Source organism: Noviherbaspirillum malthae (assembly GCF_015352985.1).
In the GTDB taxonomy this organism is placed as follows: domain Bacteria; phylum Pseudomonadota; class Gammaproteobacteria; order Burkholderiales; family Burkholderiaceae_D; genus Noviherbaspirillum; species Noviherbaspirillum malthae.
Map to the genome: position 1 here is coordinate 286,668 of NZ_JACYXF010000001.1, position 14,836 is coordinate 301,503.

Genomic DNA, 14,836 nt, shown 5'->3' on the forward strand with positions numbered 1-14,836 from the left:
CAGGGTTACTTGCCGCCCTTGGCGGTTGCCTTTTGCAGATCCGGCTTGGCGGCCAGCTTCTGCTCAAGATAGTGGATGTTGGTGCCGCCTTCGAAGAAGCGGGCATCGACCATCAGCTCGCGGTGCAGCGGGATGTTGGTCTGGATGCCCTCGACCACCATTTCCGACAGCGCGATCTGCATGCGGCGGATGGCCTGCTCGCGCGTGGCGCCGTAGGCGATCACCTTGCCGACCATCGAGTCGTAGGTCGGCGGCACGAAATAGCCGGCATAGGCATGCGAATCGACGCGGATGCCGGGGCCGCCCGGCGCATGCCATGCCACGATCCTGCCTGGAGAAGGCGTGAACTTGAACGGGTCTTCCGCATTGATGCGGCACTCGATCGCATGGCCGGACAGTTCGATGTCGCGCTGGCGGAAGCGCAGCTTCTCGCCGCAGGCGACGCGGATCTGTTCCTGCACCAGGTCGACGCCGGTAATCATTTCGGTGACCGGATGCTCCACCTGGATACGGGTGTTCATTTCGATGAAATAGAACTCGCCGTTCTCGTAAAGAAACTCGAAGGTGCCCGCGCCGCGGTAACCGATCTTGCGGCAGGCTTCCGCGCAGCGGTCGCCGATGCGCTCGATCAGCTTGCGCGGAATGCCGGGCGCCGGTGCTTCTTCGATCACTTTTTGATGGCGGCGTTGCATCGAACAGTCGCGTTCGCCTAGCCAGATCGCATTCTTGTACTCGTCGGCCAGGATCTGGATTTCCACGTGGCGCGGATTCTCCAGGTATTTCTCCATGTAGACCTCGGGATTGCCGAAGGCGGTGCCGGCTTCGGTACGGGTCATGGTGACGGCATTGAGCAGTGCGGCTTCGGTATGGACCACGCGCATGCCGCGTCCGCCGCCGCCGCCGGCCGCCTTGATGATGACCGGATAGCCGACCTTGCGGGCGATGCGGATGATTTCCTTCGGGTCTTCCGGCAGGGCGCCGTCGGAACCGGGCACGCAGGGCACGCCGGCCTTGATCATGGCCTGCTTGGCCGAGACCTTGTCGCCCATCATGCGGATCGATTCCGGACGCGGGCCGATGAAGACGAAGCCGGATTTTTCCACGCGCTCGGCGAAGTCGGCATTCTCGGAGAGGAAACCGTAGCCGGGATGGATCGCCTCGGCATCGGTGACTTCCGCGGCGCTGATGATGGCCGGCATGTTGAGGTAGCTTTGCGCCGAGGGCGCCGGGCCGATGCAGACCGATTCGTCGGCGAGCTTGACGTATTTCGCTTCGCGGTCGGCCTCGGAATGGACGACGACGGTCTTGATGCCCATTTCGCGGCACGCGCGCTGAATGCGCAGCGCGATTTCACCACGATTGGCAATGAGAATTTTTTCGAACATGGTGGGGGTGAATTGCGTTGTGATGCGTTGGTGTGCGTTCGGAGACTGTCTTGCGGTGCGGCGGGCGCCATGACGGCGTCATGGAGGCCCGCTGCCGAACGCTCAGCCGATCACAAACAGCGGCTGGCCGAATTCCACCGGCTGGCCGTTCTCCACCAGAATTTGCTTGATGACGCCGGAAGCGTCGGCGTCGATTTCATTGAGCAGCTTCATCGCTTCGATGATGCACAGGGTATCGCCTTCCTTGACCGTGGCGCCGACTTCGACGAACGGAGGATTGCCGGGAGCGGAGGCGCGGTAGAAAGTGCCGACCATCGGCGACTTGACCACGTGGCCTTCCGGCTCGGCTGCTGCGGCGGGAGCGACCGGCGCGCTGGCGGCCAGCGGAGCGGCGGCAGGCGCGGGAACCGAAACGGTCTGCGGCATGGACTGCGGCTGCATCATCACGACCTGGCTTTGCGGTGCTCCGGAGGATTTGACGATACGGACTTTGCTTTCGCCTTCTGTCACTTCCAGTTCGGCGATGTCTGATTCGGCCACGAGGTCGATCAGCGTCTTGAGTTTTCGTAGATCCATATAGAAATCCCTCAGATTAATATTTTTTTTACCAATTGGAGCCGCCACGATTATAAGTGGTTCGTGGCGAGATAAGGAAACTTAAAGCTTTTTGAGCGCGAAATCGATGGCAGCGCCATAACCGTCCACGCCCAGGCCGCAAATGACGCCCACGGCGATCCCGGACAGGAAGGAGTGATGGCGGAATTCCTCGCGCTTGTGGATATTGGAGATGTGGACTTCGACAAAGGGAATGGCGACGCCGGCAAGCGCATCGCGCAGCGCGACGCTGGTGTGCGTCAGGCCGGCGGGATTGATGATGATGGCATCGACACCTTCGTTGCGTGCGGCATGGATGCGGTCGATCAGCGCGCCTTCATGATTGCTCTGAAAGCTGGCAAGGACCGCGCCGGCAGCAGCAGCCTGGGCGGCGGCGGCATGCTCCACATCGGCAAGCGTCGTCGATCCGTACACCTCCGGTTCACGTGTGCCCAGCAGATTCAGGTTCGGGCCATTGACCAGAAGAAGTTTTTTTGCCATCTAGATCAGACTCCGTTTGACGACGATGCCGCATTTTGCCGCCAAATAATGCTGATTGGCAAGAAAAAGTTGGCGGCATGATTATAAGCTGGCGATATCCTTGCGCAACTCGTCCATTTTCAGCCGGCCGAGATAGGATTTGCGGACCTTGCCGTTGCCGTCGATGAGCACGGTGAACGGGAGGCCGCCGGCCTGGTTCCCCAGTTGCCTGGACAGCTCCGTGCCGCTGAGCCCCCCGACATAGATGGGATAGGCAATCTTGTATTTGCCGATGAATTCGGCGATGTTCGATGGTGAATCGATGCCAATGCCGATGATCTGGACTTTTTTCCCGGCATCGAGCTCGGTCTGGAGTTCGGACAGTTCCGGCATTTCCTCGACGCACGGCGCGCACCAGGTCGCCCAGAAATTCACGACCAGCGGACGGCTCTTCCATTGCGATAATTCCTGCGGCTTGCCGTGCGCATCCGGCATCGACTGCGACAGCAGCGACGCTACGGCCGCATTGTCGGCTTGCTGAGGAGAGGTCTGCTTATGTCCTATGAAAACGCCCAAACCGATGCAAATAACGGCAACTGCGGCGAAAATTCCCCAAGTTTTTTTCATGTCCCTTCGCTTTCCGCGATTAATTGACGCACCGCCTCGATGCTGGCGCGCGCCATTTTACCGTCGGACGGCAATTTCAGCGCACCGCGCAGATCATCGGTCTCGTAAAGAGCCAGATGCACGCCTTCGTTGTGCCACATGAAGCTGACCGTTTCCACCGGTTCGCCCCGTCCCTTGAAGTGGGCGGTTTCGGAAACCTCGAAGTCCATGTTCTTGTTGATCAGGAAAATTTCCACATCCTTGGCGCTTTCCGGGAACAGTTGCAGATGGATGTCCGAATGCTCGCCTGCGGTACCGTTGAGAACGGCGCCGGTGAGGTAAGGCGAAAAGGCTTGCAGATCCGACATCAGGCGCAACGCCAGCTTGCGCAGGTGCAGCAGGCGGGCCGGCTGGGTGTCGCCGAAGAACAATTCATTGTAGGCGCGCACTTCGTCTTCTATCTGGGCATTGTCCGGCATGTATTCACCACGCACCTTGGTGTTGCCCAGAAGCTGCTTGGCCGCCTTGCGCTTGGCGGTGGCATAGTCGGCGCCGTCTTCGGCGATCATGCGGGCGGCTGCGGCGGCGATTTCCGCGCGCAGCGTGTCGAGATTGTTATTAAATTGACTCATTTTGCTGATGATACTCTGTAAGGGGAGTGAACGCGGCGGGACGCCGGTCGGGTAAAATTCCGGATTCGCCGGCTTCCGCCGATTTGACCGTTTGCGATTGGACCTTTCTTCCGGCAATCCAGTCAGACTTCCTTTTCATTTGAAACAGCACAATGCATATCCACGTTCTCGGCATCTGCGGCACCTTTATGGGCGGACTTGCAGTTCTGGCAAAACAGGCCGGCCACAAGGTCACCGGCTGCGACGCCAATGTCTATCCGCCGATGAGCACGCAACTGCAGGCGCAGGGCATCGAACTGATTGAAGGTTTCGACCCCGGCCAGATCAGCCTCCAGCCCGACCTGTTTGTGATCGGCAATGTCGTCTCGCGCGGCAATCCCCTGATGGAAGAAATCCTCAACCGCGGCCTGGCCTATGTTTCCGGCCCGCAGTGGATAGGCGAGCACATCCTGCGCAACAAGTGGGTATTGTCGGTCGCGGGCACGCACGGCAAGACGACCACCTCCTCGATGCTGGCGTGGATACTGGAAGATGCCGGCTACGACCCCGGCTTCCTGATCGGCGGCGTGCCGATGAACTTCGGCATTTCCGCACGGCTTTCCGGCAAGGGCGGCGAGTCGCCGTTCTTCGTGATCGAGGCCGATGAATACGACACCGCCTTCTTCGACAAGCGCAGCAAGTTCGTTCACTACCGCACCAAGACCGCGGTCCTGAACAACCTGGAATACGACCATGCCGACATCTTTCCCGATCTCGGCGCGATCGAAACCCAGTTCCATCACCTGGTCCGCACCGTGCCCGGCGTGGGACGACTGATCGTCAACGGACGAGAAGAGTCGCTGCGTCGCGTCGTGGCCCGCGGATGCTGGAGCGAGCAGGAATGGTTCGGCGTCGGCGTTGATCAGGAGGGGCAGGGCTGGTCGCTCAAGGAGCATGAGGACGGCAGCTTCGACGTGCTGTTCAATAATGAATTGCAGGGCACCGTCAACTGGTCGCTCACCGGCGAGCACAACCGCATGAATGCGCTGGCTGCAATCGCCGCCGCGCGCCATGTCGGCGTCGTGCCGGCGATTGCCATCGAAGCGCTCTCGAAGTTCGAAAACGTCAAGCGCCGCATGGAAGTGCGCGGCGCGGTGCGCGAGATCACGGTCTATGACGACTTCGCCCATCATCCTACGGCGATTGCAACCACCGTCGCCGGCCTGCGCAGGAAAGTCGGCTCGTCCCGCATTCTCGCCGTGCTGGAACCGCGCTCGAACACGATGAAGCTCGGCACCATGAAGGAAGCGCTGCCGGGCAGCCTCGGCGATGCCGACCTTGTGTTCGGCTACGGCGCAAAGTCCGGCAAGGATGCGCTCGGCTGGAACCTGGGCGAGGCGCTGGCTCCGCTCGGACAGAAGGCGTCCGCCTATGACGATATCGGCGTGCTGGTGCAGGCGATCGTGAAGGCTGCGCGCCCGGGCGACCATGTGCTGGTGATGAGCAACGGCGGCTTCGGCGGCGTACATCAGAAGATCCTGGACGCACTGGCGCAATGATTCTCTACCTGCACGGCTTCCGCTCGTCGCCGCAGTCGTTCAAGGCGCGTATTCTGGCGCAGAGGATGCAGGCGCTCGGCCGTTCGTCAGAGTATGAATGTCCGCAGCTGCCGGCATCGCCGCGCGAAGCCGTCGCGCTGGCGCGCCGCATCGCCGGCGGCGCAAAGCCCGAAGAACTCACGCTGATCGGCTCGTCGCTGGGCGGCTACTACGCTACGCATCTCGCCGAAGCGCTAGGCTGCCGCGCGGTGCTGCTCAATCCTGCCGTGCAGCCGCCGCGCGACCTGGAGAAATATGTCGGCGTCACGACCGCCTATCATTCGGACGAGCGCTTCGAGTTCAAGCATGCATATATTGATGAACTGAAATCGCTGGCAGTGGAAAGAATCAGCTTGCCGCAGCGCTACTTTTTGATTGCCGCAACTGGCGATGAAGTGCTCGACTGGCAGGAAATGGTGGCGCATTATCCGGGAGCGCGGCACATCGTCATCAACGGCAGCGATCACGGCATTTCCGAATTCGAGGCATATGCCGACCGTGTCTTGCAGTTCTGCGGCATCGAGACTGGGTCGTCGCAGTGACCGCACGTTCCCTGACGCATGCGCGCTGGAGCGCGCATGTCAATGCCGTGCGTCCGGAACCGGCCATACGCGGCTGGCTGGTGGACGACATGTCGCTGACACAAAAGCTGTCGCACCGCGGGCAGTTTCGCGTGCAGCGCCTGCGCCAGGCGCGCGGCCCGTGCCTGCGGGATGAATATGCATTCGCGGGCTTGCCGCGTCCGCTGCAGGTGCAGGAGAGGGATGTGCTGCTGCGCTGCGACGGCCGGCCGGTCGTCTTCGCGCATACCGTCGTGCCTCTGGACGCGAGCGCGGCCGACTGGCCTTGCTTCGGCACTCTCGGCGAGCGCTCGCTCGGCACCACGCTGTTCGGCGATCCGCGCGTGGTGCGCGGCAGGCTGCATTATGCAAGGCTGCCTGCGCAGCATCCGCTGACCCGGCGCGCAAGCCGCGCACTCGAAGGGCAAGTATTTGCATCGCCGCTGTTTGCGCGCCGATGCCTGTATCAAAGAAACAAAGGCGTGCTGCTGGTGACCGAAGTCTTTCTTCCCGCCATCGCCGACCTCGAACCGTCCCAGGGCAGATGCCAGGGCGACACAACGAATCAAAACGCTGACATACGCTGACAAGCGAAGCCATCCATGAATCTATTTTTTGAAGAGTCCGGCGATTTCAAGGCCGGCGCGGTTCTTTCCCAGCAAGGCGAGGCCTATCAGGTCGAGATGCAATCCGGCAAGCGGACCAAGGTCAAGGCGCGCGATGTGCTGCTGCAGTTCTCCTCGCCCGACCCCGTGCAGCTGCTGGCCGATGCCAAGACCATCGCCGAGGAAATCGATCTGGATTTCCTGTGGGAAGTCGCCGGCCAGGAGGAATTCGGATTCGCCGAACTTGGTACCGAATATTTCGGTCACGACCCCAAGCCGCATGAAGCGGCCGGCCTGCTGCTGCGCCTGCATAACGCACCCATCTATTTCTACAAGAAGGGCAAGGGACGCTACAAGGCGGCGCCGGAGGATTCGCTGAAGGCGGCGCTGGCGGGCATCGAAAAGAAGAAGCAGCAAGCCCTGATCCAGGCGCAGTACGTGGAAGAGCTGAAGGCCGGCCGCCTTCCGGAGAGCTTCAAGCCCATCGTGATGCAGCTGCTGTTCAAGCCCGACAAGAACGGCATCGAATACAAGGCGCTGGACGCCGCCTGCTCGGAACTGCAGACCACGCCGCAGCGCCTGATGCTTGCCGTCGGCGGCCTCGACTCGGCAAAGCAGCTGCACATGATGCGCTTCCTGCAGGAGTATTTTCCCAAGGGCACGGGCTTTCCGTCCATCGCCATTCCGCAGGTATCGCAGCCATTGCCGGTGGCGGAGGTCAAGGCCTTTTCCATCGATGACGTCACCACGACCGAGATCGACGATGCCCTGTCGGTGACGGATCTGGGCGACGGCAAGGTCCGCGTCGGCATTCACATCGCTGCGCCGGGGCTGGGCATCCATCGCGGCGATGCCATCGATGCCATTGCCCGCCAGCGCATGTCGACCGTCTACATGCCCGGCGACAAGATCACGATGCTGCCCGATGAATTGGTCGATGCCTTCACGCTGGGCGAGGGCCGCAACTGTCCCGCACTGTCGCTGTATGCCACGCTCGATACCGCCGACTGGTCGGTCATCTCCACCGAAACGCGTGCCGAGGCGGTGCCGATTGCAGCCAACCTGCGCCACAACGACCTCGATGCGCTGGTGACCGAAGAGAATCTCGCTGCGGGTGCCGGCGACTATCCGCACAAGAGCGATATCGCGCTGCTGTGGCAATGGGCGCAGGTGCTCGAGCAGGGCCGCATGGTCAAGCGCGAGAGTTTCGGTCTCAAGCCGGAGCAGAACAACCGCGTCGACTTCAATTTCTATGTCGAGGACGATATCGTGTCCATCGTGCGCCGCAAGCGCGGCGCGCCGCTCGACAAGATCGTGGCCGAACTGATGATCTTCGCCAACAGCACCTGGGGCAAGCTGATGCACGACCACGGCGTGCCCGGCATCTACCGCAGCCAGGGCGCCTCCGGCGGCGGATGGGCCGCCAAGATGCAGGTGCGCATGGTCACCCATGCGGCGCCGCACCAGGGACTGGGCGTCGACCAGTATGCCTGGAGCACCTCGCCGCTGCGCCGCTATACCGACCTCGTCAACCAGTGGCAGATCCTGGCCTGCATCGAACACGGCGTGACCGCGCCGCTGGCGGCGCCTTTCAAGCCCAAGGACGCCGACCTGTTCGCCGTCGTGTCTGCCTTCGACGCCGCCTACGGCGCCTATGCCGACTTCCAGAACAACATGGAGCGCTTCTGGTGCCTGCGCTGGCTGTCGCAGGAGAACGCCAAACATGTCGACGCGGTCGTGCTCAAGGATGAGGTTCTCAGGCTGGTTGACATTCCGCTCATCATCCGCCTGCCCGGCATGCCGCAGGCCGCGCGCGGCACTCAGGTCAAGCTGGACCTGATCCGCTGGGATGAGGTCGACCTGCATATCGAGGCGCGCCTGATCGAACTGACAAGCGCCACCGTGCCGGAAGTTGAAAGTACGGAAACCATCGAGGGCGAAATTGCCACAAGCGAGACGGAAGCAGGCGCCGAGTCTGTTTCTGAGTGAAAAAGAGCGGTTGGGCGGGGCCGGCTTTATCGTAAAATCCCAAGCTCCTGCAATCGCTTTTTCCTAGCTGCGTGAAGTTACTTTTTCCACAAAACCGCACCCTGTCGATCGCCATCGCGGCTTCCGTGCTGGTGCACGGGGCGCTGCTGGCGGTGCGGTTCGCGGCCCCCGACGCCTTCAAGTTCAAGCCGGCTGACCCTGGCCTCGAAGTCATCCTGGTCAATGCCAAGCACGACCGCGCGCCGCTGAAGGCCGAGGCGCTCGCCCAGGCCAACCTCGACGGCGGCGGCAATGCCGAAGCCGGACGCTCGACGTCGCCGCTGCCCGACATGCGGCGCAGCGAAGACGGCGACGGCATGAAGACCATGCAGCGTCGCATCGAGGAACTGGAGAAGCAGCAGCGCATGCTGACCCAGATGAACAAGAAGTCCAAGGTGACGTCGCCGCCGAGCAAGGAGCAGCCCCATCCTCAGGTCGCCCAGCCCCAGCCGAACGCCGCCGATGCTGCCGAAAACGCCAAGGAAATCCTGCGGCGCGAGGCGGAAATCGCCAAGCGCATCGAAGACGAGAACAAGCGTCCGAAAAAAACCTTCATCTCGCCCAGCACGCGTGAAGTCGGCTACGCGATGTACTTCAACAGCGTGCGCGAGAAGATCGAAAAGGTCGGCACCGTCAATTTCCCGCAGAAGGACGGCAAGAAGATGTACGGCGAACTGACGCTGTCGATTTCCATCTTCCAGGACGGCAGCATCTACGTGAACGACAAGGACGAGGGCATCGCCGTCGAGCGGTCTTCCGGCAATCCGGCGCTCGATGACGCGGCCCGCCGCATCGTGCGCCGCGCCGCGCCGTTCGGTGCCTTCGCCAAGAACATGCGGTCGAGCGACAAGGAAGACGTGTGGGTCATGACCACCCGCTTCAAATTCACAAGAGAAAACGCGCTTGAAGCGGAAATGCAGGGAGGCAGTCATTGAGCGCAGCAGACCGTTACGGCGTGATCGGCAATCCGGTCGCGCACAGCAAATCGCCGGATATCCACGCGGCCTTCGCCAAACAGACGGCGCAGGCGCTGAGCTATGAACGGCTGCTCGCGCCGCTCGACGGTTTCGCGTCGACTGTGCGAAATCTGGTAGAGCAGGGCTTCAAGGGCGCCAATGTCACCGTGCCGTTCAAGCTTGAGGCCTTTGCGCTGGCAGACGTATTGAGCGAGCGCGCCGAGGCCGCGGGTGCGGTCAATACCCTGAAATTCGAAGGCGGCGGGATTGCCGCTGACAACACCGACGGCGTCGGTCTCGTCACCGACATCGTGGTCAATGCCGGCGTGGCGATGCGCGGCAAGCGCATCCTGCTGCTGGGCGCCGGCGGCGCCGCGCGCGGCGTGGTGCTGCCCATCCTGGCGGAGTCGCCGGAGCAGCTGGTAATCGCCAACCGCACCGAATCGAAAGCGGCGGAACTGGCGGCGCAATTTTCCGGCAAGGGAGCTGTCGCGGCCAGCGATTTTCCGTCGCTGCAGAGCCGCTTCGATGTGATCATCAATGCTACGTCGGCCAGCCTGTCGGCCGACCTGCCGCCGGTGCCGGCATGCGTGTTCGGCGAAAGCTGCCTGGCCTATGACATGATGTACGGGCCGGCGCCGACAGTCTTCATGGCTTTCGCGCAACAGCACGGCGCGGCGACGCGAGACGGACTCGGCATGCTGGTGGAGCAGGCCGCCGAATCCTTTCATGTCTGGCGCGGCGTGCGTCCCGATACCCGGACGGTATACGCCGACCTGCGCTCCAAGCTCTGAGCGCCATGAAATTCCTGCGCAAACTGCTGCTGTGGCTGATCGTCACGCCGATCCTCGTCGTGCTCGCGATGCAGCTGTATTTTCTTGTGCAGATCTGGTGGTGGATCGATCACAACCCCGGTTCGACCAGCTTCATGAACCGGCAGCTTGCGGTGCTGCGCGAAAAGAATCCGGATGCCAGGCTCAAGCACAAGTGGGTGCCGTACGACCGCATATCGAACCACCTGAAGCGGGCCATCATTGCCGCCGAGGACTCGAATTTTTCCGAGCATGAAGGTGTGGACTGGGAGGCGATGCAGAAGGCCTATGAAAGAAACACCAGGAAGGGCAAGGTCATCGCCGGCGGTTCCACCATCACCCAGCAGCTCGCCAAGAACCTGTTCCTGTCCGGCGAGCGCAGCTACCTGCGCAAGGCCCAGGAAGTGATCATTACCTACATGCTTGAAAACCTGATGGACAAGGAAAGGATCTTCGAGATCTACCTGAACGTCGTCGAATGGGGCGTCGGCGTGTTCGGCGCGGAAGCCGCAGCCCAGCATTACTACGGCGTGCCGGCCGCCAGCCTGAACGCTTACCAGGCCGCGCGGCTGGCGGTGATGCTGCCGCGCCCGCGCTTCTACGACAAGAACCGCAACTCCGCCTACCTCGCGCGGCGCACGGATCTGATCCTGCGGCGCATGGGTGCGGCGGCGCTGCCCTAGCACTGCCGCGGCGACCGGTATGAACCATCGCAAAGCCTGCTTCGACTTGCCCGCAACTCGCTTGCCTGCCGTCGCCTATCTCAGTACACTTGCGGAGTTTTCATTTCCGGAGACCCGTCTTGGGTAGTCCCAGTACACATAGTCGACCGTCGGATGGCGGTCAACCGGCGAGTTAGCGCTGCCCTTGCATCTCCAGCGTCTACTCGCCACACAAGCTGGTGGGCGGACGCGTCATGGCCAATCCCGTGGCCGCGTTCCCTGAAAAATCAATCAGCCTGCGGTCATCCCCGCAGGTGGCTGTAGCCTGACAGAGGCCGCAGCCGGGAGAGCACATGATTAATGTATTCGTCTTGCAGAACGGGCGCCTGAACCAGGTCAATATTGAATCCCGGAACGACCTGGAAAAGGCGGCGCCGGTATGGGTCGATCTGACCGATCCCAACGATGAAGAACGCGCGTGGGTCAAGAGCATCTACGGCGTGACGCTGCCCGGTGAAGACGAAGTCAAGGACATCGAAGCCTCGGCCCGTTATTACGAAGCCGAGAACGGCGATCTGCACCTGCGCACCGACTTCCTGCTGGAAGAAGACGACGGACCTTCGCGTGTCGTCACCGTGGCCTTTATCCTGGCGCGCAACATGCTGTTTTCAGTGCATAACGACGACCTGCCGGTATTCCGGCTGGTGCGCATGCGCGCGCGTTCGCGCCCCGGTTCGATCGGCGATTACAAGGATGTGCTGCTCGACCTGTACGCCACCGATGCCGAGTATTCCGCGGATGCGCTGGAAGGCATCTATCAAAGTCTCGAAGAAGTCAGCCGGCGCGTGCTGCAGAAGCAGCTGACCGACCAGAATGCCGCCGATGCCCTTAGCTCGATTGCGCAGGAAGAGGACTTGAACGGACGCATCCGCCGCAACATGATGGATACGCGCCGCGCCGTCAGCTTCCTGATGCGCGGACGGCTGCTCAATACCGAGCAGTTCGAAGAAGCGCGCCAGATCCTGCGCGACATCGAATCGCTGGACGGCCATACCGCCTTTCTCTTCGACAAGATCAACTTCCTGATGGATGCCACCGTCGGCTTCATCAACATCAACCAGAACAAGATCATCAAGATCTTCTCAGTGGCCAGCGTCGCCTTCCTGCCGCCGACCCTGATCGCCAGCATCTACGGCATGAACTTCCGCGTCCTGCCGGAACTGAACTGGAGCATGGGGTATCCGTTTGCGCTGACCCTGATGCTGGGCAGCGCGATTGCGCCGTTCTGGTATTTCCGCCGCCGCGGCTGGCTGAACTGATCCGCTACCGTTGAAGGTTGTGCCATGCCGGCGCCTCAGCGCCGGCATGGCTTTCAAGCTTGTGGGTTAGGCTTGAGCGATTTTCCCGAAAGCCTCGCGCGCCGCCTCGACGGTGGCGCCGATCGCCGCGTCGTCATGCGCGGCCGAGACGAAGCCGGCTTCAAACGCCGACGGTGCAAGATAGACGCCGAGATCCAGCATCGCATGGAAGAAGCGGTTGAACTTCTCCTTGTCGCACGCCATGATTTCCTTGAAGCTGGCAGGCACCTTTTCGCCGAAGTAGAGACCGAACATGCCGCCGACCGCATCCGCGCAGAAGGCGACTCCTGCTTCTGCGGCTGCCTCCGACAGACCCTGCGCCAGCTTCGCCGTCTGCGCCGACAGCGATTCGTAGAAGCCCGGCTGCTGGATCAGCTTGAGGGTGGCCATGCCTGCCGCGACCGCTACCGGATTTCCCGACAGCGTGCCGGCCTGGTACACCGGTCCCATCGGCGCGAGGAAATTCATCAGTTCCTTGCGGCCGCCGAACGCCGCCACCGGCAGGCCGCCGCCGATCACCTTGCCGAGCACCGTCAAGTCGGGCGTGATGCCGTACATGCCCTGCGCGCCGGTCAGGCCGACGCGGAAACCGCACATGACTTCGTCGAAGATCAGCACCGCGCCGTGCCGGCTGCACAGGCGCCGCATGGTTTGCAGGAATGCCTCCGTGGCGCGCACCAGGTTCATGTTGCCCGCGACCGGCTCCACGATGACGCAGGCGATCTGGTCACCCATCCGGCCGAACACTTCCTCGAGCTGCTGCGCATCGTTGTAGTCGAGCACCAGCGTATGCTTGGCGAAATCCTCGGGTACGCCCGCCGATGTCGGGTTGCCGAAGGTGAGCAGGCCGCTGCCGGCCTTGACCAGCAGGGAATCGGCATGGCCGTGATAGCAGCCTTCGAACTTGATGATCTTGTCGCGGCCAGTCGCGCCGCGCGCCAGTCGCAGCGCGCTCATCGCCGCTTCGGTGCCGCTCGAAACCAGACGCACCTGTTCCACCGACGGAAGAATGCGGCAGATCTCTTCCGCCATCACGATCTCGCCTTCGGTCGGCGCGCCGAAGCTCAGGCCGCGGGCGGCGGCTTCCTGCACCGCCCGGATCACGTCCGGATGCGAATGCCCGACGATGGCCGGTCCCCAGGAGCCGATGTAGTCGATGTAGCGCTTGTCATCGGCGTCCCAGAAGAAGGGGCCGTCGGCGCGGGTAATGAAGCGCGGCGTGCCGCCGACCGAGCGGAAGGCGCGTACCGGGGAATTGACGCCGCCCGGCGTGGTCGTCTGCGCACGGGCAAACAGGGTGTCGTTCTTTGAAGTCATACGTTCAACGGTGATTAGGAGGATTTGGTGTCGGCGTCGGATTCGCGTGCCCAGAAGTAACGGTCGGGCGTGAGCTTGCCCATGCCCAGACGGTGCGCATTCGACAGTGCGGCGTAGGTGAATTCCTGGGCTTCGAATACCGCTTCGGGCACGTCGACGCCGTTGGCGAGCAGGGCGGCGATCGTGGCCGACAGGGCGCTGCCGGCGCCGCTGAACGATCCGGGCAGGCGCTGCCAGGCATCCTGGCGCACCGCTCCCGATTCGTCGAACAGCGTATTGCTGACTTCATGCACGTCGCCGGGCGTGCCGGTGATGAGCAGGTATTCGCAGCCCATTTCGATGACCTTCATGACGTCGGCCAGCATGACGTCCTCGGAAGCCGGTTCGCGCCAGCTTTCGGCGAAGCGCCCCAGCTCCATGGCCGATGCGAGGAACAGGGTGGTCTGGGGAATCAGCAGCTCGCGGATGGCGATCAGCATGTCTTCGCTGTCCTGTCCCTGGTCCGGCATGGCCGCCAGAAACGGATCGAGAATCAGCGGAACGTCAGGGTAGTCGGAAACGACTTCGGCAATGACCGACACGTTTTCTATGCTGGAAACGGCGCCGACCTTGAAGGCGGCCACCGGCATGTCTTCCAGGATGACGCGCGCCTGGTCCGCGACCCAGTCGGCATCGATGGGCTGCACATCCTCGATGCGCGCGGTATCGCCGATCAGGATGGACGTGACCACGGAAAGACCGTGGCACCCCATGGCCGCGAACGAAGCGAGATCAGCCTGGATACCGAATGCGCCCACCGGATCGGTTGCGCCGAAGGTCAGTATCAGGGGAGGAGTTTGGTTTTGCACGGCGGGTAGATTAAGATATGCGACTTTGCATTTTACTTGATTGAAGGGCAGTCAACTGTGAGCAACGCGACACCGAACGAGGAATTCAAGACCTGGATGTGCCTGATCTGCGGCTGGGTATACGACGAGGAAGCCGGCTTGCCCGACGAAGGCATCGCTCCCGGCACGCGCTGGGCCGACGTGCCGATGAACTGGACCTGTCCGGAGTGCGGCGCGCGCAAGGAAGATTTTGAAATGGTAGCAATTTGATATTGTCTTTAATCAATATCAAATTTCCACGAAGTAATTCGTCATGATTCTCCATGGCAATGGTATGGTCGATTTCGTTTTCGCATAAATACCACGTTGCAAAAAAATCAACGGTAATATTGTTCTAAAGCATCTTGCTTTTTGTTAAAGTTGGATTCTATTTCGGC

At 61.8% G+C, this 14,836-nt stretch carries 16 protein-coding genes; 9 read left to right on the top strand and 7 right to left on the bottom strand.

The features are described from left to right. Nucleotides 1-5: 5 nt before the first annotated feature. From accC to IGW03_RS01425, 5 genes are all read right to left on the bottom strand, one after another. Complete coding sequence (gene accC / locus IGW03_RS01405; protein WP_194720711.1) at nucleotides 6-1,385, bottom strand: acetyl-CoA carboxylase biotin carboxylase subunit; 1,380 nt, start codon at nucleotides 1,383-1,385, stop codon at nucleotides 6-8. A 102-nt stretch (nucleotides 1,386-1,487) separates the two neighbouring features. Further along, on the bottom strand, nucleotides 1,488-1,961 hold the full coding sequence (gene accB, locus IGW03_RS01410; protein ID WP_194720712.1) for an acetyl-CoA carboxylase biotin carboxyl carrier protein: 474 nt from the start codon (nucleotides 1,959-1,961) through the stop codon (nucleotides 1,488-1,490). 81 nt (nucleotides 1,962-2,042) lie between these two features. Beyond that, nucleotides 2,043-2,480 carry a type II 3-dehydroquinate dehydratase gene (gene aroQ, locus IGW03_RS01415; RefSeq protein WP_194720713.1) on the bottom strand — a complete coding sequence of 146 codons (438 nt, stop codon included), beginning with the start codon at nucleotides 2,478-2,480 and terminating at the stop codon, nucleotides 2,043-2,045. A gap of 81 nt (nucleotides 2,481-2,561) precedes the next feature. Further along, complete coding sequence (locus tag IGW03_RS01420; protein WP_194720714.1) at nucleotides 2,562-3,086, bottom strand: TlpA family protein disulfide reductase; 525 nt, start codon at nucleotides 3,084-3,086, stop codon at nucleotides 2,562-2,564. Continuing rightward, nucleotides 3,083-3,697 carry a hypothetical protein gene (locus tag IGW03_RS01425; RefSeq protein ID WP_194720715.1) on the bottom strand — a complete coding sequence of 205 codons (615 nt, stop codon included), beginning with the start codon at nucleotides 3,695-3,697 and terminating at the stop codon, nucleotides 3,083-3,085. The genes IGW03_RS01420 and IGW03_RS01425 overlap by 4 nt, the downstream gene beginning before the upstream one ends. Nucleotides 3,698-3,849: 152 nt before the next feature. On the opposite strand from IGW03_RS01425, the gene mpl reads away from it, so the two are divergent. The 8 genes from mpl (at nucleotide 3,850) to corA (ending at nucleotide 12,216) form a co-directional block, all read left to right on the top strand. Then, complete coding sequence (gene mpl, locus IGW03_RS01430) at nucleotides 3,850-5,235, top strand: UDP-N-acetylmuramate:L-alanyl-gamma-D-glutamyl-meso-diaminopimelate ligase (RefSeq protein ID WP_194720716.1); 1,386 nt, start codon at nucleotides 3,850-3,852, stop codon at nucleotides 5,233-5,235. Continuing rightward, entirely contained in the window at nucleotides 5,232-5,816 is a 585-nt protein-coding gene (locus IGW03_RS01435; protein WP_194720717.1) for a YqiA/YcfP family alpha/beta fold hydrolase, read from the top strand. Before mpl ends, IGW03_RS01435 begins: the two co-directional genes overlap by 4 nt. Continuing rightward, nucleotides 5,813-6,421, top strand: coding sequence for a chorismate--pyruvate lyase family protein (locus IGW03_RS01440; RefSeq protein ID WP_194720718.1), 609 nt, complete (start codon nucleotides 5,813-5,815; stop codon nucleotides 6,419-6,421). Before IGW03_RS01435 ends, IGW03_RS01440 begins: the two co-directional genes overlap by 4 nt. Nucleotides 6,422-6,436: 15 nt before the next feature. Continuing rightward, nucleotides 6,437-8,428, top strand: a complete 1,992-nt coding sequence (locus IGW03_RS01445; protein WP_194720719.1) for a ribonuclease catalytic domain-containing protein — start codon at nucleotides 6,437-6,439, stop codon at nucleotides 8,426-8,428. A gap of 71 nt (nucleotides 8,429-8,499) precedes the next feature. Then, nucleotides 8,500-9,402: a TonB C-terminal domain-containing protein gene (locus tag IGW03_RS01450; protein ID WP_194720720.1), complete on the top strand. Its 903-nt coding sequence runs from the start codon at nucleotides 8,500-8,502 to the stop codon at nucleotides 9,400-9,402. Next, on the top strand, nucleotides 9,399-10,217 hold the full coding sequence (gene aroE / locus IGW03_RS01455) for a shikimate dehydrogenase (protein ID WP_194720721.1): 819 nt from the start codon (nucleotides 9,399-9,401) through the stop codon (nucleotides 10,215-10,217). The genes IGW03_RS01450 and aroE overlap by 4 nt, the downstream gene beginning before the upstream one ends. A gap of 5 nt (nucleotides 10,218-10,222) precedes the next feature. Then, entirely contained in the window at nucleotides 10,223-10,918 is a 696-nt protein-coding gene (gene mtgA, locus IGW03_RS01460) for a monofunctional biosynthetic peptidoglycan transglycosylase (RefSeq protein ID WP_194720722.1), read from the top strand. A gap of 332 nt (nucleotides 10,919-11,250) precedes the next feature. After that, entirely contained in the window at nucleotides 11,251-12,216 is a 966-nt protein-coding gene (gene corA / locus IGW03_RS01465; protein WP_194720723.1) for a magnesium/cobalt transporter CorA, read from the top strand. 66 nt (nucleotides 12,217-12,282) lie between these two features. Here corA and hemL read toward each other — a convergent pair whose 3' ends face one another. Further along, on the bottom strand, nucleotides 12,283-13,572 hold the full coding sequence (gene hemL / locus IGW03_RS01470) for a glutamate-1-semialdehyde 2,1-aminomutase (protein WP_194720724.1): 1,290 nt from the start codon (nucleotides 13,570-13,572) through the stop codon (nucleotides 12,283-12,285). A gap of 14 nt (nucleotides 13,573-13,586) precedes the next feature. Next, nucleotides 13,587-14,420 carry a bifunctional hydroxymethylpyrimidine kinase/phosphomethylpyrimidine kinase gene (thiD, locus tag IGW03_RS01475; protein ID WP_194720725.1) on the bottom strand — a complete coding sequence of 278 codons (834 nt, stop codon included), beginning with the start codon at nucleotides 14,418-14,420 and terminating at the stop codon, nucleotides 13,587-13,589. A gap of 96 nt (nucleotides 14,421-14,516) precedes the next feature. Between thiD and IGW03_RS01480 the strand changes: the two genes are divergently transcribed. Then, nucleotides 14,517-14,669 carry a rubredoxin gene (locus tag IGW03_RS01480; RefSeq protein WP_151635843.1) on the top strand — a complete coding sequence of 51 codons (153 nt, stop codon included), beginning with the start codon at nucleotides 14,517-14,519 and terminating at the stop codon, nucleotides 14,667-14,669. The last annotated feature ends 167 nt before the right edge of the window (nucleotides 14,670-14,836 follow it).